Below are 20,458 nucleotides of genomic sequence, written 5' to 3'. Positions count from 1 at the left end.
GCGCCTGGATCCAGTGCCACCGTGGAACCGGCTTGGCCGGGCCGCTGGTGGCGCCCCTTGGGGGGAGGCGCCGCAGGCGCTTCGGGGGGGTCAAGGCAGCGTAATCGTCACGTGCGCGGCCTGCGGCGCCAGCTGCACGAGCTGGCTGTGCTGCATCAGGCGTGCCTCGGTCTCGCGGGACAGCCAGTGCTGCAGGCCCAGATAAGCCAGCAAGCCGAACAGCGCAAACACGGCGGCGAAGGCCCACACTGGCACCTCGTGCCTGAGCGTGTGCAGGATGCGGTCGGGTGCCAGCGCGTGCGGGGCGAAGGGCGCGCGCTTGCCGCGCAGGTGGGCAATCTCGTCGCCCAGGCGGGCGGTCAGGTAACCCAGCTTCTCGCTGCCTTCCAGCACGTAGCGGCCCTGGAAGCCGAGCAGCAGGCACATGTGGAAGACCTCCAGCACCTGCAGCTTGGCTGCGCCCTGCGTGCGCAGGGTCTCCAGGTGCTCGAAGAACTTCTCGCCGGCCAGTTGCTCGCCGAAAAGTTCGAGCTGCAGCGGGCGTCGCTCCCAGCTCTCGCGCAGGTTCAGCGTGGGGCTCAGCGCCAACTCGTCCACCAGGGCGGTGAAGGCGAACTTGGCCAGGAAGACGTCCTCGGCTGAAGCGTTCAAGCGCTGGCTGCCGCGCTCGAAGCTGGCCAGAAAGCTCTTGACCCGTTCGCGGAACTCGACCGCGCTGCCCGGCAAGTGCCGGTTGCGCAGCAGGAAGACCATGTAGAAGCCTTCGAACAGCAGGTCCATCAGGTCGCGTGCCTGGCGTTGGCCGCGTGCGGTGCTGGGGGCGCCCTGCTGGGGGGCCGCGCTGCCGAAGAGGGAAGGTGCGGTGCTCATCAGCCGTTGAGTGCGAAGAGTTCGAGCTGCAGCTCGGGGATGCCGGCGGGCACGTAAAGGCTCAAGGATTGACCCTGCAACATGCGCTCGTACAAGGGGCCGCGCGGCTCGATGCTGAAGTAGGTGCAACCCGGGCGCACGGGGATGGCGCCGGGCACCTGCGGCGCATGCGCCAAGCGCACGCCCGACATGGCCGAGAGCACCAGCTTCTCCACGTCGTCCGGGGCGCCGGTCTTGAAGCGGATCGGCACGATGTCGATCAGCTCGCTCATCGGCAGCGCCGCCTGCACGCCCAGGAAGAGGCGCGTGTCGGCATTGATGCGCTCGGAATCCAGGCGCGCCTGATAGAAGCTGGGCTTGAGCTCGTCCAGCGCCAGCGCGAAGCAGCGTGTCGAGATCACGGTTTCCAGCAGCTCGCGCACCACATGGTCCAGCGCGGCGAAGGCGGCGTCGGGCTGGGCATGCTCATAGGGACGCAGGTCGGCCAGCGAGTGCGTGCGCGCGAAGGTCATCAGCGAGCCGGCCAGTTCCAACAGGCGCTGGTACAGGCGCTCGGGGTGCAGGCCGGGGTTGTGCAGCAGATGGCTCAGCCCGGCGAAGGCGGTGGAGGCCGTGTGCAGCAGCCAGAACGACGCGACATCACCGCTGCGGAACTCGATCACATGCTTGGAGGGCTCGCGGTGGAAGCCGTAGAGCGCGTCGACCTTGGCTTGCAGCGCATCCAGCAGGCGGCGCAGCTGGGCCAGCAGGGCAGGGGCGGCGGCCAGGCTCATGGCCGGGGGCACGAAGCCGCTGTCCAGCTCCCAGCCACCCGTGCCCTGGCGGCGCAGGCGCAGCAGGGGCATGGTGACGAGCTGGTCGCGCGGCTCGCCATCGAGCAGCAGGCGTGGGCTGCGGCGCAGCACCATCAGTTCGGCAGGGTCGGCACTGGTGAACCAGTCGGCCGCCTCTTGGGCGTGCTGCACGAAACGCAGCGGCGTGCCGCCTTCCATGCCGGCTTGGCCGTAATTGCTGGCGTGGCCGCGCAGCGGTGGCAGGGCCAGGTGCACGAGCAGCTCGCTCACGCCCGGCCGCACATCGGCGAGCGAACGCGCCGGGGGCAGCTCGTCATCGGCCGGCGCATGCACGCGCTCGCCGTCGGGCAGCACGGCGCTCAGCTCGGTCAGGCGCAGCATCTGGCTGGCCAGCGCATCGCTGTCGATCTGCAGGCGGCGCAGGCCCCAGGCGTAGGGGTGCAGGGCGCGGGCGGTGTCGGCCAGGCGGCCCTCGTGGTAGGCGTCCTGGCGCTGGAAGTGCTGCGGGCGCAGGAACAGGCCCTCGCCCCACAGGAGCTTGGAAGACTGGATCACGGTGTTCATCCCTGAAGAACGCGCCTCGGCCCGGGGGAGCTCGTTGCGTCCGGCTTGTCGGAACGGCGGGGGCTGGCCCCGCCAACTTTCAGCTTAGGTGAGAGGTCCTGACCTGCCACCCCCGCATCCGCGCAGTTCAAGGCAACAGTTGGTTAACGCCGGTGAGCGCAGGAAAACAGAACCCAACTTGGCTCCAATTCACGGAACGTTTTGGCACCAGCCTGCGGGCCATTGATTCATTGGCAACGCACGCCGGCCACGCGCAGATGTTCAGGAGCGGCCTGCAAGGGCTGGCCCTGCGAGACGCTCATGGCGCAGCCATGCAGGCCCAGCGTGATGCCGCTGGCGCTGGCAGCCTTGGTCTCGAAGGCAAAGCGCCAGCGCCCGGCGGCAGGTTGGCGGTACAGGGTGACGACGGCCAGCGCCTGCACCTCGGGGCCGAGCTTCTCGACGCTTTCGGCACGCTGGCCGGGCGCCAGCACCAGCTCGCGCATCTCGATCACGTCCTTGGCGAACGGTGTGCGGGTCGGGTCATCGGCCTGGAAGGCCTCGTAGGGGGCCTGCAGAAACGTATCCGTTGCGCGCAGTTTGTAAACCCGCGTGACAACTGTAAGAGCCCGCCCCGCCGCGTCGATGTTCAGCACCTCGCCGGCGTGCAGGCGCAAGGTCACCGGCTGGTAGCGCGGGCCGGTGGGCAGGGGCGGCAGTTTTTCCAGCTGCTCCACGGCGGCCGGCTTCTGCAGGCCCACCGCCTGCAAGGCCTTGTCCAGCAAGCCGGTTCCCTGTTCGGTGCTGGGGGTGGCCGGGGCCGAGGCGCAACCCGCCAGCAGGGCCCAGAGACCGGCCACCCAAGCGGCACGCCGGCCCGGTTTTGATGCAAAAAAACTGGATGAATTTGCTCGGTTCATGGCCAGCAAATTGTGGCGATCAGGGTGTAACAAGCCGGTATTGCCGCGCCCCCGTTCGGGGGGTGCGGATTTCAGAGTGCCGCACTTACATTCGTTTTGCCATTGCGTGATGAACTGCACAAGCAGTCGCCGCAAAGGCCTTGACGTTCGCAAATGACCCCTCGTGGGTCATTTGTATTTAGGGAGCAAATTTTGTGAATATTTGTGCGGCCCTCGGGTCCCTCAAGCGCCTGCAGGCCATTCGCCGGCCGCTGGCATCGTTCGCGCTGCTGGCCTTGCTGACGGCCTGCGCCAGCCCCCCGCCCCCGCCGCCGCCCCCGGCGCCCGCCCCTGTGCAACCCAGCCTGAGCGAGCTGATGAAGCAAGCGCAGGACGCGCAGAGCCAGGGCAGCAAGGAGCGCGCCCGTGAAGCCTGGCGGGATGCCGCCAAGGCCTACCCGACCAGCAAGGAGCCCTGGCAAAAACTGGCCGAGGACCACTTTGCCGCGGCCGACTACGGCTACGCCGTGCTGGCTGCCCAGGAGGTGAGCCAGCGCGACCCGGCCGACCGCACCGCCCACAGCATCTTGGCCGTGGCCGGCCTGCGGGTGGCGGCGATGGCGCTGGGCGCCTTGCGCGGTCAGCAGTCGGGCATGCCGGCCGATACCCGCAGCGAAGCCGAAGGCCTGACCAAGCTGCTGCGCGAGACCCTGGGTGAGCAGGTGCTGGTGCCGCCGACCGAAGTGGCCGCGCCGGCGGCCCGCCGCGCCACGGTGCGCCGTGCCGCAGCGGAGCCAGCCAAGTCGGCCGACACCAAGCCTGCAGGTACCAAACCCGCGGATGCCAAGCCCGCGGATGCCAAGGCGGCCCCCGACGCAAAGCTGGCCGAACTGGCCAAACCCGCCAAGGCGGAGCCAGCCAAGCCCGAAGCCGCCAAGCCGGCCGCACCGCCGCCCAAACCGGCCGCCACGCCCAGTGCCGCGGCCAATCCTTTCGACCGACTGCGCTGAGCGCACCCACCACCCCACCGGAGAACTTCCATGGCGAAGAAACAGTCCGTCCAGAAGCGCCTTGAGAAGGTGCGCCCGCCCCGCGTGCAACTGACCTATGACGTCGAGATCGGCGACGCGATCGAGAAGAAGGAACTGCCCTTCGTCGTTGGCGTGCTGGGCGAGTTCAGCGGCCAGCCCGATGCGGACAAGCCCCTGCCCAAGGTCAAGGATCGCAAGTTCGTCAGCATCGACATGGACAACTTCGACGACGTGATGGCCGGCATGGCGCCGCGCACCGCCTTCCGCGTCAAGAACCGTCTGAGCGAGCAGGGTGGCGAGTTCGCCGTCAACCTCGAGTTCAAGGCCATGGAGGACTTCCGACCCGAGGCCGTGGTGCAGCAGGTCGAGCCGCTGCGCAAGCTGCTCGAGGCGCGCACCAAGCTGAGCGATTTGCGCAACAAGCTGGCCGGCAACGAGAAGCTCGAAGACCTGCTGGCCGAGGTGCTGCAAAGCACCGAGAAGCTCGCCACGCTCAAGCGCGAAACCCAGCCTGCCAACGAGGAGTGAACGCCATGCTGCAAGAAGCCACCCTGAACGCGGCCGGCGAGGCCGTCCTCGAAGAGGCCAGCCTGCTCGACGAGATCGTCAGCAAGAGCAAGGTCGCGCGCTCAGACGCCGAGCACCACCGCGCCAAGGACATCATTGGCGAGCTGGTGCGCGAGGTGCTGCAGGGCACCGTGGTCGTGTCCGACAACCTCAGCGCCACGCTGGACGCGCGCGTGGCCGAGATCGACGAGCTGCTTTCGCGCCAGCTCAGCGAGGTGCTGCACCACCCCGAGTTCCAGAAGCTGGAATCGAGCTGGACCGGCCTGCACTACCTGGCCAAGCACACCAGCACCGGCTCGGGCATGAAGATCCAGATGCTCAACGCCACCAAGAAGGAGCTGATCAAGGACTTCAAGACCGCGATCGACTTCGACCAGTCGGCCCTGTTCAAGAAGGTCTACGAGGAAGAGTTCGGCACCTTCGGCGGCGCGCCCTTCGGCGCCCTGATCGGCGACTTCGAAATCGGCCGCGGCGCCGAGGACATGTACTTCGTCGAGCAGATGTCGCATGTGGCCGCGGCCGCGCACGCGCCCTTCATCAGCGCCGCCTCGGCCGAGCTGTTCGGCTTGGAGACTTTCACCGACCTGGGCAAGCCGCGCGATCTGAGCAAGATCTTCGACACGGTGGACTACGCCAAGTGGAAGAGCTTCCGTGAATCGGAAGACTCGCGCTACGTCGGCCTGACCCTGCCGCATTTCCTCGGCCGCCTGCCCTTCCACCCGAAGGACGGCATGACCGTCGAGGGCTTCAATTTCGTCGAGAACGTCGACGGCTCGGATCACTCGCGCTACCTGTGGGTGAACGCCGCCTACGCGATGGCCGCGCGCCTCACCGCCGCGTTCGAGAACTTCGGCTGGTGCGCGGCGATCCGCGGCGTCGAAGGCGGTGGCCTGGTGGAAGACCTGCCGACCCACACCTTCAAGACCGATGAAGGCGAAGTGGCGCTGAAGTGTCCGACCGAGATCTCGATCACCGACCGGCGCGAGAAGGAGCTGAGCGACCTTGGCTTCATCCCCCTGGTGCACTGCAAGAACACCGACTACGCCGCCTTCTTCGGCGCGCAGAGCACGCAAAAGCCCAAGAAGTACGACCTCGACTCGGCCAATGCCAATGCGGTGCTGTCCTCGCAGCTGCAGTACATGTTCAGCGTCTGCCGCATTGCGCATTACCTGAAGGCCATGATGCGCGACAAGATCGGCAGCTTCGCCTCGGCCGGCAATGTCGAGGAGTTCCTGAACCGCTGGATCCGCCAGTACGTGGTGGAAGACGACAACGCCAGCCAGGAAACCAAGGCCGCCTACCCGCTGCGCGAGGCCTCGATCCAGGTCAGCGAAGTGCCGGGCCGCCCCGGCGTGTACCGCGCGGTCAGCTTCGTGCGCCCGCACTTCCAACTCGATGAGCTCTCGGTCTCGCTGCGCCTGGTGGCGGAGCTGCCGCAGGGTCAACGGGGCTAATTCCAACCACGCATGACGCGATGCACGGGGGCCTGAGGGTGCCCGTGGCGTCGCGGCGTGCCTGTCATCTCCCGGGACGCCGGGGGCCTTGGGCTGTGACGGCAGCCCGAACAGCGTGACGGGTGCTCTCGGCCCTTCGACCCGCTCAGCCGCTGCTCCCATTCCCGAAGGGTTTCCAAGGAGGTTCTTTCCCCATGAAGGACATTTACGTCAAGTTTGTTGGCGCCAGCGAGCTGGAAGGCGACAGCACCGACGACAAGCACAAGAACGAGATCGAGGTCTCGACCTTCAAGCACCGCGTGTTCCAGCCGAAGTCCTCTTCGGCGTCGACCGCGGGCTCGCACACCGCCGAGCGCACCGAGCACGGCGAGATGCTGTTCACGAAGGACATCGACAAGGCCACCAGCAAGCTGCTGCGCGCCTGCTCGGCCGGCACGATCTACCCGAAGGTCGAGATCACCTTCTACCGCGCCTACGGCGGCAAGAACTCGACCAGCACCTCGCAGACCCGCATCGATTACTACAAGATCGTGCTGGAAGACGTGGTGGTGTCCTCGGTCGATACCGTCATCGACGGTGGCGAACTGCCGGCCGAATCCTTCGGCCTGAAGTACGGCAAGATCGTCTGGGAATACAAGCAGCACAAGCACGACGGCTCGGCCACCAGCACCGGCAAGGCCGGCTGGGATCTGCGCAAGAACATCGCCGCCTGATCGGTCGGTTGATGTGAACCCTGGGAGGCGGCTCCGCGCCGCTTCCTCTTTGCGCTGCTGCCCATGGCCGACACCTACGCTCCCTCCCTGCTCGACAAACTGCTGGGCGACGCCGATGAGGCGCAGCGCGGCGTGCTGGCGCGCTACAGCGTCGAGCGCATCAAGGCCTCGGTGGCACGCGACATCGAGCACCTGCTCAACACCCACGCCAGCTTCACGCCCGAAGAGCTGGCCGCCTACCCGCATGCCGCGCGTTCGCTGGCCACGCTGGGCTTGGTGGACATCAGCTCGCTGAGCATGGCCAGCGACCGCGACCGCAAGACCATTTCCGACAGCATCCGCCACGCCCTGATGCGCCAGGACGCCCGCCTGCGCGAGGTCGAGGTGGCGGTGCGCGAGGACCGCACGGCCACCGCCAAGCTGTCCTTCTCCATCCGCGCCAAGCTGATGCTGCACCCCCACGCCGAGCCGGTGGCCTTTGACGCCGTGCTGCACCCGGGCAGCCAGCGCTACGAAGTGGGAGCCGCCTGATGCGCGAACTGCTGCCACATTACGAGCGCGAGCTCAGCTTCCTGGCCGACAACGCCAAGGACTTCGCCAAGGCCTATCCGCGCATTGCCGGGCGCCTCTCTACCAGCGGGAACCTGCAGGAGGACCCGCATGTCGAGCGCCTGATCCAGTCCTTCGCGCTGCTGAGCGCGCGCGTGCACAAGCGCCTGGACGACGACTTCCCGCGCGTGACCGAAGCGCTGCTGGAGGTCCTCTACCCGCATTACCTGCGGCCCTTTCCGAGCTGCTCGATCGCCCAGTTCGAGCTGGGCGCGGCGGCGGCCCAGCTCAGCACCGGCAGCCAGCTGCCGCGCGGCACCGCGCTGCAGACGCGGCCGGTGAATACCGTGCCCTGCCGCTTCAGCACCACCCATGCGGTGCAGCTGCTGCCGCTGCAGATCAAGCGGGTGCAATGGCAGGCCGCCACGCCGGCGCCCGAAGGCACGCTGCTGCCCAGCAAGGCCACCAGCCTGTTCAGCATCGAGCTGGAGCTGGCTTCGAACCAGGCGCACTGGTCGACCCTGGGCACGGAGTGGCTGCGCGTCTATCTGGATGGCGAGCCCTCGCTGGTGAGCGCGCTGCGCGAGGCCCTGTTGGGCCACAGCCTGGGCTGCTGGGTGGAAGCCGGCCCGGGACCTTGGGCGCCGCTGCGCCAGGGCTTGCCGCGCGCCGTTGGCTTTGCCGACGAGGACGCGCTGCTCGAATTCGACGCCCGCTCGCCCCAGGCCTACCGCTTGCTGACCGAGTTCTTCGCCTTCCCCGAGAAGTTCAATTTCGTCGATCTGCGCCTGCCCACCGGATTGGATGCGCAGCCGCGAGTGAGCCTGCACATCGCCTTGCAGGGCCTGCGGGCCGACAGCGAGGCCGCGCGCCTGCTGGAGGCGGTGAGCGCGCGCAATCTGCGCCTGGGCTGCACGCCGGTCATCAACCGCTTCAGCCAGCGCGCCGAGCCCATCCGCATCACCCACGCCCAGGCCAGCTACCCGGTGCTGCCCGATGCGCGCCGTGCCCATGCCTTCGAGGTCTATTCGGTGGACCGCGTGTTCCGCGTGCAGCACAGCCCGGCGGGTGAGAGCGTGCAGGCCTTCCAGCCCTTCTACGGCCTGCGCCACGAGCAGCTGCTGGAAGAGGGGGTGGACCGTGCGCGCTACTGGAGCCTGAGCCGCGACCCGGTGCTGGCCGAGCGCGCGCCCGGCTACGAGACCGAGATCAGCATCGTCGACATCGACTTCGACCCCGCCGCGCCGCAGAGTGACACGCTGTCGATCGACGTCACCGCCACGAATCGCGACCTGGCGCACCAGATCTCGATCGGCCAGGCCGGCGGCGATCTGTTCATGGAAGGCGGCTCGCCGGCGCGCGCCATTGCGCTCTTGAAGAAGCCCACACGCAGCCAGCGCTTCGAGCGCGGCAACGGCACGCTGTGGCGTTTGGTCTCGCACCTCTCGCTGAATCACCTCTCCTTGAGCGGCAGCGGCCTGGAGGGCCTGAAGGAGTTGCTGCGCCTGTACGACCTGCCGCGCGCTGCCAGCACGGCGCGCCTGTTGGACGGGCTGCAGGCCATCGAGCACCGCCCGGCCGTGGCCTGGCTGCCGGGGGACGCCGCCATGCCCTTCCCGAGCTTTGTGCGCGGCACCGAGCTGCGCCTCACCGTGGAGCGCGAGGCCTTCGTGGGCACCGGCCTGCATCTGTTCGCCCAGGTGCTGGACCACTTCTTCGGCCAGTACGTGCACGTGAACAGCTTCGTGCAGCTGCGCCTGATCTGCGCGCGCAGCGGCGAGACCCTGGTGGACTGCCCACGCCGCAGCGGCTCCGGGCCCTTGCTCTGAGATGAGTACCCTGCCGCCGCCCAAGCTGCGCCTGGACAGCGCCCTGCAGCGCCTGTTCGCGCAGCCGCACGAGCATGGCTTCTACCAAGCCCTGCGCCTGCTGGAGCGCAGCCTGGCCCTGCACCAGGGCCTCTCCAGCGACGCGGCCATGCAGCGCCTGCGCTTTCGCAATTCGCTGCACATGGGCTTCCCGGCCAGCGAGATGGCTGCGCTGCGCGCGCTGCCTGCACCCGGCGAGAGCACGGCGTCGACCGAGGCCACCACGCTGGCCGGGGTCGAGATCACCCCGGCCTTCATCGGTTTCACCGGCGCCACCGGCACGCTGCCGTCTTTCTACACGGAGCTGATTGCGCTGCGCGAGCAGCAGAAGGACGGCGCGGCACGCGCCTTCCTCGATCTGTTCCTGCAGCGCTCGGCCGTGCAGCTCTACCAGGCCTGGCGCAAGAGCCGCCTGGCCCTGCGCTACGAACAGGACCGGCGCCGCCACTTCACGCCCATGCTGCTCAGCATCGCCGGCGTGGGGCAGGAGGCGCTGCGCGAGCGCCTGCGCGCGCCCGAGGGCGGCGTGGCCGACGAAACCCTGGCCTTCTACGCCGGCCGACTGCAGCAGCGTCCGGTCTCGCGGGCCACGCTGGAGCAGCTGCTGGCGCATTACTTCGGCGTGTGCGTGCGGGTGGATGAATTCGTCGGCCGCTGGTTCACGCTGGCGCCCGAGCAGCAGACCTGTGTGGGCCTTGCCGGCGCCGGCCTGAACCAGGGCGCCCTGGTGGGCGCGCGCGTGTGGCAGCGCGACCAGCGCCTGCGCATCACCCTGGGCCCCCTGAGCCGCGCGCGCCTGCAACGCTTCCTGCCCGGCCAGCCCGGCGCGCTGGCGCTGCGCGAATGGCTGCAGCTGCTGGTGGGCTTGACGCTGGAACTGGAGATCCGCCTGACCCTGCGCGCCGAAGACGTGATGCCCACCCAGCTGCACAGCCGCACCGCTCACGAGCAACAGCAAGGCCGCCTGGGCTACGACAACTTCCTGGTCACCCGACCGCAAATCCAAGACCGCAGCGAGCCGGGCTATTGCCTGCTGGCCGCCTGAACAAGCAACCGCCATGAGCCATCTCAAAACCCTGATCTCCAAGCTCAACGACAGCTGCCGCCGCGCGGCCGAGCGCGCCGCCAGCCTGACTCTGTCGCGCGGGCACTTCGAGGTGGACATCGAGCACCTGCTGCTGGCCCTGCTGGAGCAGCCCAAGAGCGACCTGTCCCTGCTGGCGCGTCGCTACGAGGTCTCCAGCAGCGCGCTGCAGCACGACCTGGAACGCGAGCTGGCCCACATCAAGAGCGGCAACACCCGCACCCCTGTGTTCGGCGCGCGCCTGCCGCTGCTGCTGGAACACGCCTGGCTGATCGCCTCGCTGGACTCCGCGCAGGCGCGCATCCGCTCCGGCCATCTGCTGCTGGCGCTGCTGAGCGAACCCAGCCTGGCGCAGCTGGCCCAACGCGTCAGCCCGCTGTTCGCGCGCGTCTCGCTCGAGGACCTGAAGCACCGCCTGGCCGACATCACGCAGGGCTCCGACGAAGTGCCGTTGGCCGTGGCGGCCTCTGCAGCGCCGGAAGCCACGCCCAGCCCAGCCGCCGCCCCCGGCCAGGCCGGTGCCACGCCGGCCCTGAACCAGTACACCACCAACCTCACCGCCCGTGCGCTGGAAGGCAAGCTCGACCCGGTGATCGGCCGCGACGCCGAGATCCGCCAGGCCATCGACATCCTGATGCGCCGCCGCCAGAACAACCCCATCCTGACCGGCGAGGCCGGCGTGGGCAAGACGGCCGTGGTGGAAGGCCTGGCGCTGAAGATCGCCGCCGGCGAGGTGCCCGAGAGCCTGCAGGGCGTGGCCCTGCATGTGCTGGACATGGGCCTGCTGCAGGCCGGCGCCAGCGTCAAGGGCGAGTTCGAGAACCGGCTCAAGTCCGTCATCGACGAGGTCAAGAAGAGCCCGCACCCCATCATCCTGTTCATCGACGAGGCCCACACCATGATCGGTGCGGGCGGCCAGGCCGGCCAGAACGACGCCGCCAACCTGCTCAAGCCGGCGCTGGCGCGCGGCGAGCTGAGGACGGTCGCCGCCACCACCTGGGCCGAGTACAAGAAGTACTTCGAGAAGGACGCCGCACTGGCGCGCCGCTTCCAAGTCATCAAGGTCGAGGAACCAAGCGAGCCGATTGCCGCGGCCATGCTGCGCGGCATGGCGCCGTTGATGGAAAAGCACTTCGGCGTGCGCGTGCTCGACGAGGCCATCACCGAGGCGGTGCGCCTCTCCAGCCGCTACATCAGCGGCCGGCAGCTGCCGGACAAGGCCATCAGCGTGCTCGACACCGCCTGCGCCAAAGTGGCCCTGGGCCAGAAGGCCGTGCCCGCGGCCATTGAGGAACGCGCCAAGCGCCTGGAGCGCCTGGGCGCCGAAGAGGCCGCGCTGAAGCGCGAGGCCGCCGCCGGGGCGGCGCATGCCGAGCGCCTCGCCGAACTCAAGCTGGAAGCCGAGCGCCTGAACACCGAGCTGGCGGCCCTGCGCGAACAGCTGGCCAAGGAGCAGGCCCTGGTCGAAGCCATCCAGACCCTGCGCGCCAAGGCGGAAGCCGAGCCGCAAGCCGAAGTGGCACCGGCCCCCAAGAAGGGCAGCAAGAAGGCGCCCGCCCTCAGTCCGATCCAAGCCGAACTGGCCGCCAAGCAAGCTGAACTGGCCGCGCTGCAAGGCGAGCAGCCGCTGCGCCCCACCCAGGTCGATGCCCATGTCGTGGCCGAGATCGTCGCCGCCTGGACGGGCGTGCCCCTGGGCAAGATGGTGGCCGACGAGATCCACACCGTGCTCAAGCTGGCTGACACGCTGAAGGACCGCGTCATCGGCCAGGACCAGGCCCTGAGCGCCATCGCCCAGCGCGTGCGCACCGCGCGTGCCCAGTTCGAAGACCCGAACAAGCCCAAGGGCGTGTTCCTGTTCGTCGGCCCCAGCGGCGTGGGCAAGACGGAGACGGCCCTGGCCCTGGCCGACGCTCTCTACGGCGGTGAGAAGAAGCTCATCACCATCAACATGAGCGAGTACCAGGAGGCCCACTCGGTGAGCGGCCTGAAGGGCAGCCCGCCCGGCTATGTGGGTTACGGCGAGGGCGGCGTGCTGACCGAGGCCGTGCGCCGCAACCCCTACAGCGTGGTGCTGCTGGACGAAGTGGAAAAGGCCCACCCCGATGTGCTGGAGATGTTCTTCCAGGTCTTCGACAAGGGCGTGATGGACGACGCCGAGGGTCGCGAGATCGACTTCCGCAACACCCTGATCATCCTGACCAGCAACGTGGGCAGCAGCCAGATCATGCAGGCCTGCCTGAACAAGCCGGCCGTCGAGCTGCCCGAGGCCGATGCCCTGGCCGAGGCCCTGCGTCCGGTGCTGATGAAGCACTTCAAGCCCGCCTTCCTGGGGCGCCTGAAGGTGGTGCCCTACTACCCCATCAGCGACCCGGTGCTCGAGCAAATCATCCGCCTCAAGCTCGAACGCATCGCCGCGCGCGCCCAGGCCAACCACCGCGCCAGCTTTGCCTTCGACGACAGCCTGATCGACGCCGTGCTGGCCCGCTGCACCGAGGTCGACTCGGGTGCCCGCAATGTCGACCACATCCTGAACGGCAGCCTGCTGCCCGAACTGGCCGAGCAGACCCTTGCCCGCATGGCCGCGGGCGAGAAGCTCAACAAGATCAAGGTCGGCGCGGACAAGCAGGGCCGCTTCAAGGTCACCGTCGCCTGATGGACGCCGGGGAGGGCGCATGAACATCCAGGCACTCATCAACAGCTTGCTCGGGCCGCTGACGCAGAACCAGCGCCTGCTCAAGCTGCACACGCCGCTGGGAGAGAACCTGCTGGTGGCGGAAAAGGCGCGCATCCTGGACGCGATCGGTCCACACCCGCAGCTGCCCAAGGACTGCCCGCAGGACTGGGCTGATGCCGCCGGCCTGCGCCTGGAGGTGGACGCGCTCAGCCCCGACGGCCACCTGGAAACCAAGCAGCTGATGGCGCAGAGCGTGCGCTTGGAACTGCTGACCGAGCAAGGTCCGCGCAGCTGGAGCGCGCGCGTGCATGGCTGCCGCTTCATGGGCTCTGACGGCGGCCTGGCGCGCTACCGGCTCACCCTCGAACCCTGGCTCGCCTTCCTGCGCCACCGCGTGGACGCCTATGTCTTCCAGGACCTGACGGTGCCCGAGATCGTCGACACCGTGTTCGGCGACCCGGCCCACGCCGGCTTCACGCCCGCCTGGCGCTGGGAGCTCGAAGACCCGTCGGTCTACCCCAAGCGCAGCCTGTGCATCCAGTACCACGAGAGTGACCTCGACTTCGTGCAGCGCCTGCTGCGCGAAGAAGGCATCGCCTACCGCTGGGAGCACGAGGGCGACACCCACACCCTGGTGCTGAGCGACCACAACGACGCCTTCCCCACCAACGCCAAGGCCCAGGTGCGCTACACGCAGAGCGGCTCGGTGTTCAAGGAAGACAGCCTGACCCAGGTGCACAGCCGCCGGCGCAGTCATGTGAATCAGCTGCACTGGGCCAGCCGTGACCACCGTAGCACCCAACTGCGCCCCGTGAGCAGCCAAGCCGCCGCCCCGCTCCCGCTGGAGCTGGCCGACATCCCCGGGGCCTACGCCTATCCCACCCAGGCCGACGGTCAGCGCCTGCTCGACCGCCAGCTCGAAGCCCTGCAGAGCCACGCCGCCCAAGTGCGCGCCGCCGGCCCCTGGCGCCAGGCCGAACCCGGCACCCGCTTCACCCTGCTCGAACACCCCCGCGAGGCGGGCAGCGAGCTCCTCATCACCGCCAGCTACCACCAGGCCCGCAACAACGTCAGCGCCGACCTGCGCGCCGGCCTGCTGGCGCTGGATGCCCTGCTCGAACATGGCGAGCGCTTTGGCGAGGGCGCCGGCCCGCTCCGAAACGAAAGCGAAGAGCCCCTGCATCACGTCGAGCTGCTCTGGCAGCCCTTCGAGCAGAGCTACCGCCCTGGCCCCGGGCCGCAGCACTTCAAGCGCCCCACCGTCACCGGCCTGCAAACCGCCGTGGTGGTGGGCGAGGGCGAGCCCACCCACACCGAGCGCGACCACCGCATCAAGGTCCAGTTCCACTGGCAGCGCGGCAGCCAGAGCAGCCACCGCCTGGACCACCCCAGCCGAGCCGACAACGCCCCCGCCAACTCCGCCAGCTTCACCTGGGTGCGCGTGGCCGCCCGCGTGGCCGGCGCGAACTGGGGCGCTGTGCACGTGCCGCGCCTCGGACAGGAAGTGCTCGTCGCCTTCCAGGGGGGTGACATCGATCGCCCCATCGTCGTCGGCAGCGTCTACAACAGCGAAGGCCAGCCCAACGCCCAAGGCGCCAAGACGCCAGAGGGCGCGGCCACTGCCACCGGCGACGCTCCGCAATGGTTCCCCGGCGACCAGGCCAAGGGCAAGCTGCAGGCCCACCAGCACCCGCACGTCCTCTCAGGCATCAAGACCCAGGAACTGGCCACCAGCAAGACCGGCCTGGGCGGCTACAACCAACTCGTCTTCGACGACAGCCCCGGCGCGGCTCGCCTGGAGCTGAGCACCAGCCAGGTCAAGACAAGGCTGCAGCTCGGCAGCCTGATCCACCAGGACGACAACCAGCGCCTGAACCTGCGCGGCCACGGCTTCGACCTCAAGACCGACAGCCTTGGCGCCGTGCGCGCGGGTTCAGGACTCTTGATCAGCACCCACGCCAAGCCCAGCAGCTTCAGCCAGGCCCGCCAGATGGACAGCCGCGAGCCCCTGCAGCAACTGCAGAGCGCGCACGAGCTGCTGCACACCCTGGCCCATAGCGCGCAGGCGCACCAGGCCAAGGGCAAGGCCGAGAAGTCGTTACCGAAGCCCTTCCCGGACGAAACCAAGGAGGCCCCGCGCCTGCCCAACGAAGAAGCCTTCCGGGGCTTCACGCAAAGTCTGCAGGGCGAGCAAAGCCGCAGCGAAGGGCAGGACGAGAGCTATGGCGGCGGCAGCGGCACCATCACCGCTTGGACGCGCCCCGATCTGCTCACCAGCAGCCCGGTCGGCGTCACCCGCTTCACGCCCGCCAACCTGATCTCCAGCGCCGGGCACACCCACAGCCTGGTGGCGGGGCAAGACCTGCAACGCCTGGCCCAAGGCCACGCCGCCCTCACGGTCAAAGGCGACCTGACTCTCTACACCTACGGCCGCGCCGAGAACCCCAAGAAGCCGACGCAGCAGACGGGTATTGCGATGCACGCGGCGCAGGGCAGCGTCCACGTGGGAGCGCTCAAGGCCAAGGTGATGGTGCATGCGGACAAGGAGCTGCAGGTCAACAGCACCAACGCCATGGTCAAGATCGTGGCGCCCAAGAAGGTGCTGTTCGCGGCCGGGGGCAGTGCGATTGAGCTGCAGCCGGGGAACATCACGCTGTACAGCAGTGGCACCGTGCACTTCCAGGCGAGTTTGGATGACCTCACTGGCGTGGCGGGAGGGGCGGCCTCGGTCACCCTGCCGCGCGTGGGCAAGCTCAAGCCAACCGACCTGGAGTTCCGCCGCCTCTACCCCGACGGCACCCCCATCCCCAACCTGCCCTACACCGCCACGCTGCCCGATGGCAGCCAGCGACGTGGTGCCACCGACAAGTCCGGTCTGGCGCGGTTGAGCGGTGTCACCTGTGGCGTGGTGCAAGTGGTCTATGGGCTGGACCCCAACAAGCCCGAAGCCGTCGTCCAGATGGAAGTGGACGAGGACATCTTGAAGCTGTTTGAAGCGGGAACGCTCGGGAGCGCTGCATGAGCGACATCCTGGACGAGGTGTGGGGCCGCGTGGTTGGTGGCTTGGACTGGCTCAAGCAGGTCATCCTGGGTGAGTTCCAGGACAACCGCGACCTCTCCGCCGTGGTGGCCGACATGCTGGTCAGCTTCATTCCCGGCGTGGTCATCGTCACCAGCGCCCGCGACCTGACAGCCGTCATCCTGCGCCTGGCCCAGCACGAAGAGCGGCGCGAGAAGACCGAAGAGTGGATGCTGCTGGTAGCCTGCGCGGTGCCCCTGGTGCTGCCCGTGCTGGCCGCCGCCGCTGGCGCAGCCGCAGCCGGCGTGGGCGCCATCATCGGCGGCATTGCCGGCAGCGAGGCCGCCGCCGCGCTGCGTGCGGTCTGCCTGCTGCTTATCAAGAAGGGTCAAGCACTGGTTGAGGTCGTGGGCTTCCTGCGCCGCTTCATCAAGGGCGACATCCTCAAAGTCCTGCGGGACATCAAGTTCCGCCAGTACGGTCAGGCACTGACGAAGTACGTTAGCGAGTTCATCGGCAAGCTCATCGGTGTGATTCAACGCGTGCGCGCCGAACTGCTCAAGGTCAACGCCTTCAAGATGCTGGATGACGTGCTGGCCAAGCTGGCGGACCTGGAGCGGCGCTTTTACGGCGTACAGCAGGCAGCGATGGCCAACATTCCCAAAGCCCTGGCCGAGTTGGACATCCGCTTGCAGCAGGTGCTGGCCGAAACTTTGCCGCACAGCCCAAGGCCCGCAACAGCGGGCATCCCGGCGCCTATGGCCAGGCCTATCGTGGCCGAGCCGCAGCGCGTGCCGAGCATGAGCCAGAACCCGCTGGGCACGCCCAGCGGCACCAGCCCGCCCAAGGGGCCGCCGCCGCGCGTGAAGCCGGAGGCCAACCTGCACCCCGAACATCCCCGACAGCCCAAGACGGGCGGTGGTGGCTCAGAGCCGCCCAAGCAGCCGCCGGGTAAAGGCAGCAAGATGGAGCCGGCCAAGCCCAAATGCTTCAAGCCGGGCGATGACCTCAAAAAGAATTGGAAGGGCGACCCCAAGAAGCTGGAGAAGGAGTACTTCGAGCAGCTCAAGGCTCAGGAGGAGGGCCTGAACAAGCTCACCGTGCAGGAGTACCTGGAGAACCGGCAGCGATATGAGCAGGTGCAGCGCGCTGGGACGGGGAAGGCGCAGGAGGCGGCGCGGCAGAAGATGTTCGACGAGATTAAGGAGTCCGTCGAAGAGTCGAACCGCGCCAGGGGCCTGAGTGGTAGGGCTGCGGAAGCAGCGGCGATCGAAAAGGCCACCGAAGTCATGGCCTCGCTGGCCGCTCTCCACGACCCCGACATGATTGCGGGCGGTCACGACCCAGGTCGCTCTGGTGCGTCTGGCGCTACCCACATGCGCATGGGCGACCGTGGCGTGAACTCTTCCATTGGCTCCCAGTGGCCCAAGGGCGGCCGGCTGGAAGTGATGGATGAGGCGGCACGAAAGGCGTTGGCTGACCACGGACCCAACACACCTATGCATGTCAAGCTTGAACGGTGCAGATAAAGAGGAACTTGAGATGAATATGGACGAGGACATTGCCTACTTTCTAGAAAAGTTTGGGCAACCCACCCAGCGAGTTCGCGCCGAGCCGGCGGTTATTGAGAAGTTCCGAGGCAAATTGCCCGACCAACTGCTGATGTATTGGCGCGACCTTGGCTTTAGTGGCTTCATGAACGGCCTGTTTTGGATCACCAACCCAGACGACTACGAGTCGGCGCTGGAGGCATGGATTGGCGATACACCCGCGATGGAGGAGGACGCCTTCTACGTCATCGCACGCAGTGGATTCGGTGAGCTGTTGCTATGGGGCGAGAAGACTGGCTATCGGTACTTGATCGACGCGCCTGATGGCTGGGTGATTCAAAAGCGCGGGGCTCAAAATCACATCGCCGAAGGCCATGCAGATCGCTCCATTCGCTGGTTCTTTGCAGGGCGCAGTCTTGACTCATGCGATCGGAAGGTGGCAGGCGAATCCCTGTTTGAAGCGGCTATCGCCCGGGACGGCCCGTTAGAGCCAGATGAGGTTTTTGCGTTTGAGCCGGCTCTGTTCCTCGGTGGAGACAACTCGCTCAATCACCTCAAGAAGCGCAACATCTTTGTTCACCTCGACTTGCTGGCTCAGTTGGCTGACCGCGAAATCCTGGACCGAGCCGGCTTGGCGGGCAAGGCTTTCGGATGAAGCCTGAGGACTTGATTGAAGCCCTCGGCGGTGCAACCTCCACCGGCCCCGACCTCGGCTTCTCCCCCGCCTTCGACGCCATCGCCGAATTGCGCCGCGAGGACGACCCCACGCTCGCTCAAGGCGACTGGGTCACCGAACTGAAGGTCGCCGACTGGCCAGCCGTGCTGCGCGCCTGCGAAGACCTGCTGGCCCAGCAAACCAAGGACCTGCGTGTGGCCGGCTGGTGGCTGGACGCCGCCGCGCGTGTGCAAGGCCTGCCAGGCCTGGCCGATGGCCTGAGCCTCACGCTCGAACTCATTCGCCGCTTCTGGGACGGCGTGCACCCCCAAGCCGACGGCGGTGACTTCGAAGAGCGCGTCGGCGCGCTGGCCTGGACGCTCAAGCGCGTCGAGGAACTGGCGCCGATCGCTCCCGTCGTCCCCATCGGCCGCCTGAAGCTCGGCCTGCGCGACATCGACCATGCGCGCCAGCACGGCAGCCTGTCGCAACCGGAGGGCAGCTCCGACGTCCCACCCACTTGGGCCGCGATCCAACGCGCCGTGGCGCAGGCCGGCTTGGCTGCGTTTGACCAGCAACTGGCGGCGCTGGACAGTGCCCGCAGCGCACTGCAGGCCCTGCAGGCCGAGCTGGACCAACGCCTGGGCGACGAAGGCCCGGGCTTCGCGGGGGCGCGCAAGGCGCTGGAGAACGCTGCCGACCAACTGCGTCGTCTGGGGCGTGATGCGGGCCTTGGCACTGCGTCCAGCGCAGCAGCTGACACCGAAGCCCCATCCGAAGAACTCAGCGCGCCCGCCAGCAGCGGCAGCTCCCGCACAGGCCCCATCCAATCGCGCGCCCAGGCTCTAGCCCAGTTGCAGGAAGTCGCTGCCTACTTCCGCCGCACCGAACCGCACAGCCCCGTGGCCTACCTGGCCGAGAAGGCGGCGCGCTGGGGCGAAATGCCCTTGCATGCCTGGCTGCGCCAGGTGGTCAAGGATCAGGGCGTGCTGGGCAGCCTGGACGAGATGCTCGGTGTGGATCCGTTGGCCGGCCAATGAGCGCCTGACCAGGCGTGCACGGCTCTTTGGAACGATCGAATCAATCGACCCTGTGATATGGAAGTCCTGGTTGAACGCAAGCATTCGGAGTGGATCGCGAGGTTGTTCCTCTTCGGCGCATTGCTTCTTGTGACCTCAATCGGAACCTTCTTTGTCTGGTTGGCGGGCGCCGCAGCCCAGGTAACTGGTGGTGGGCAAAGAGGGACGGAGCCGCCGTTGGACCAAGTCGCCGCTGCCCTCATGGGGTTGTCGGTGTTCGCGTTCTTGGCTTGCGCAGGCCTTGCTCTGGCCGCCAAGTTGCGCAGTCCACGCAAGCGGCGCAAGCCGCTGGTTGCGGCGGTTGCGGTCACTCTCGCGAGTGCTGCTCTAGCGGTCGGGTTCTTGGTGACCGAGCGTCTTGCGTCCCATGCCGAGTTGGCCAGCAATGACTCCGACGCAAGTCCTCCGCAAAGCGAAGAATCCTCGAGAAGGTTGAGTGATGACCTGCCAGACAAACGGGAATGTGCCCAACCCGAATTCGTGACCTCGGCGGACGAACGGTTGCACTACGAGGACGAAGCTTGTGGCGGGATTGGGGGAGACTTGAACGCGCGCACCTTTCTGATTCCCGGGCCTGGAGGAGAGACCTTGTGGCTACGCACTGCCAACCTGGACGACCCCAACTGGCAAAGCAACTCATTGGACGAGCCCAGACTCATCTCTCGTCTGGCCGACCTCAATGCGGCGTTCAGCGCAGCGGTCAGCGTCAGCCTTCCAGGTGGCGGACCGTGGGAGCAAGTTCGTCTTCATATCGGGGGCTTCGCTCAGGACTACTGTGGAAGCGAGATCAGCGCGGTCTACAGCCTGCGGCGGGGTCGGGTCTTTGCCACCGTGCATGTCAACCCTGCGGAACTGGGCCTGGAAGCCAGCCAATGCCCGCTGACATACACCGACCCGCCGCAAGCTGAATTGGCCGATCCCAACGTCGATCACCTCGGCAACTTTTGTCAGGCTCGTTCGAAGTGCTTGACGAACTACTACGCAGACCCGGCGCACCACACTTCACTCCGTGCCGCATGGCTCCCCTTTATTGAGGCTGTGGAGCTTCGTTAGGGCAACGCTGCAAAAGTCGCCCATCTCCATAAAAGCGAGTCTTGAGCACTGAC

The 20,458-nt window shown here is 67.5% G+C and carries 16 protein-coding genes; 13 read left to right on the top strand and 3 right to left on the bottom strand.

The features are described from left to right. Nucleotides 1-90: 90 nt before the first annotated feature. The 3 genes from icmH to tssJ form a co-directional block, all read right to left on the bottom strand. Complete coding sequence (gene icmH / locus I7X39_RS18465; RefSeq protein WP_198112645.1) at nucleotides 91-870, bottom strand: type IVB secretion system protein IcmH/DotU; 780 nt, start codon at nucleotides 868-870, stop codon at nucleotides 91-93. Beyond that, the gene (tssK, locus tag I7X39_RS18460; RefSeq protein ID WP_198112644.1) at nucleotides 870-2,219 is read right to left on the bottom strand and encodes a type VI secretion system baseplate subunit TssK; all 1,350 of its coding nucleotides are present in this window, start codon (nucleotides 2,217-2,219) and stop codon (nucleotides 870-872) included. Before tssK ends, icmH begins: the two co-directional genes overlap by 1 nt. A gap of 236 nt (nucleotides 2,220-2,455) precedes the next feature. Continuing rightward, a complete protein-coding gene (tssJ, locus tag I7X39_RS18455) occupies nucleotides 2,456-3,067 on the bottom strand; it encodes a type VI secretion system lipoprotein TssJ (RefSeq protein ID WP_198112643.1) in 612 nt (203 codons plus the stop codon). A 416-nt stretch (nucleotides 3,068-3,483) separates the two neighbouring features. Between tssJ and I7X39_RS18450 the strand changes: the two genes are divergently transcribed. From I7X39_RS18450 to I7X39_RS18390, 13 genes are all read left to right on the top strand, one after another. Next, nucleotides 3,484-4,116, top strand: a complete 633-nt coding sequence (locus tag I7X39_RS18450; RefSeq protein ID WP_198112642.1) for a hypothetical protein — start codon at nucleotides 3,484-3,486, stop codon at nucleotides 4,114-4,116. Nucleotides 4,117-4,146: 30 nt separating this feature from the next. Continuing rightward, nucleotides 4,147-4,665: a type VI secretion system contractile sheath small subunit gene (tssB, locus tag I7X39_RS18445; protein WP_198112641.1), complete on the top strand. Its 519-nt coding sequence runs from the start codon at nucleotides 4,147-4,149 to the stop codon at nucleotides 4,663-4,665. 5 nt (nucleotides 4,666-4,670) lie between these two features. Then, nucleotides 4,671-6,158 carry a type VI secretion system contractile sheath large subunit gene (gene tssC / locus I7X39_RS18440; RefSeq protein WP_198112640.1) on the top strand — a complete coding sequence of 496 codons (1,488 nt, stop codon included), beginning with the start codon at nucleotides 4,671-4,673 and terminating at the stop codon, nucleotides 6,156-6,158. A gap of 194 nt (nucleotides 6,159-6,352) precedes the next feature. Continuing rightward, nucleotides 6,353-6,871 (top strand): Hcp family type VI secretion system effector, encoded by a 519-nt coding sequence (locus I7X39_RS18435; RefSeq protein WP_198112639.1) that lies wholly within the window; start codon nucleotides 6,353-6,355, stop codon nucleotides 6,869-6,871. Nucleotides 6,872-6,934: 63 nt separating this feature from the next. Next, a complete protein-coding gene (gene tssE, locus I7X39_RS18430) occupies nucleotides 6,935-7,402 on the top strand; it encodes a type VI secretion system baseplate subunit TssE (protein WP_198112638.1) in 468 nt (155 codons plus the stop codon). Continuing rightward, nucleotides 7,402-9,249 (top strand): type VI secretion system baseplate subunit TssF, encoded by a 1,848-nt coding sequence (gene tssF, locus I7X39_RS18425; protein WP_198112637.1) that lies wholly within the window; start codon nucleotides 7,402-7,404, stop codon nucleotides 9,247-9,249. Before tssE ends, tssF begins: the two co-directional genes overlap by 1 nt. Nucleotide 9,250: 1 nt before the next feature. Further along, nucleotides 9,251-10,333: a type VI secretion system baseplate subunit TssG gene (tssG, locus tag I7X39_RS18420; RefSeq protein ID WP_232352047.1), complete on the top strand. Its 1,083-nt coding sequence runs from the start codon at nucleotides 9,251-9,253 to the stop codon at nucleotides 10,331-10,333. A 13-nt stretch (nucleotides 10,334-10,346) separates the two neighbouring features. Further along, nucleotides 10,347-13,028, top strand: a complete 2,682-nt coding sequence (gene tssH / locus I7X39_RS18415; protein WP_198112636.1) for a type VI secretion system ATPase TssH — start codon at nucleotides 10,347-10,349, stop codon at nucleotides 13,026-13,028. A gap of 19 nt (nucleotides 13,029-13,047) precedes the next feature. Beyond that, nucleotides 13,048-16,071, top strand: coding sequence for a type VI secretion system Vgr family protein (locus I7X39_RS18410; RefSeq protein ID WP_198112635.1), 3,024 nt, complete (start codon nucleotides 13,048-13,050; stop codon nucleotides 16,069-16,071). After that, on the top strand, nucleotides 16,068-17,597 hold the full coding sequence (locus I7X39_RS18405) for a polymorphic toxin type 15 domain-containing protein (protein WP_198112634.1): 1,530 nt from the start codon (nucleotides 16,068-16,070) through the stop codon (nucleotides 17,595-17,597). Before I7X39_RS18410 ends, I7X39_RS18405 begins: the two co-directional genes overlap by 4 nt. After that, entirely contained in the window at nucleotides 17,581-18,273 is a 693-nt protein-coding gene (locus I7X39_RS18400; RefSeq protein ID WP_198112633.1) for a GAD-like domain-containing protein, read from the top strand. The genes I7X39_RS18405 and I7X39_RS18400 overlap by 17 nt, the downstream gene beginning before the upstream one ends. Nucleotides 18,274-18,284: 11 nt before the next feature. Further along, on the top strand, nucleotides 18,285-19,313 hold the full coding sequence (tssA, locus tag I7X39_RS18395) for a type VI secretion system protein TssA (protein WP_198112632.1): 1,029 nt from the start codon (nucleotides 18,285-18,287) through the stop codon (nucleotides 19,311-19,313). Nucleotides 19,314-19,370: 57 nt separating this feature from the next. Continuing rightward, nucleotides 19,371-20,405 carry a hypothetical protein gene (locus I7X39_RS18390; RefSeq protein ID WP_198112631.1) on the top strand — a complete coding sequence of 345 codons (1,035 nt, stop codon included), beginning with the start codon at nucleotides 19,371-19,373 and terminating at the stop codon, nucleotides 20,403-20,405. Nucleotides 20,406-20,458: the final 53 nt, after the last annotated feature.

The organism is Inhella proteolytica, assembly GCF_016093275.1.
Taxonomy (GTDB): Bacteria; Pseudomonadota; Gammaproteobacteria; order Burkholderiales; family Burkholderiaceae_C; genus Inhella; species Inhella proteolytica.
This window is presented reverse-complemented; position numbering and strand designations above follow the sequence as displayed.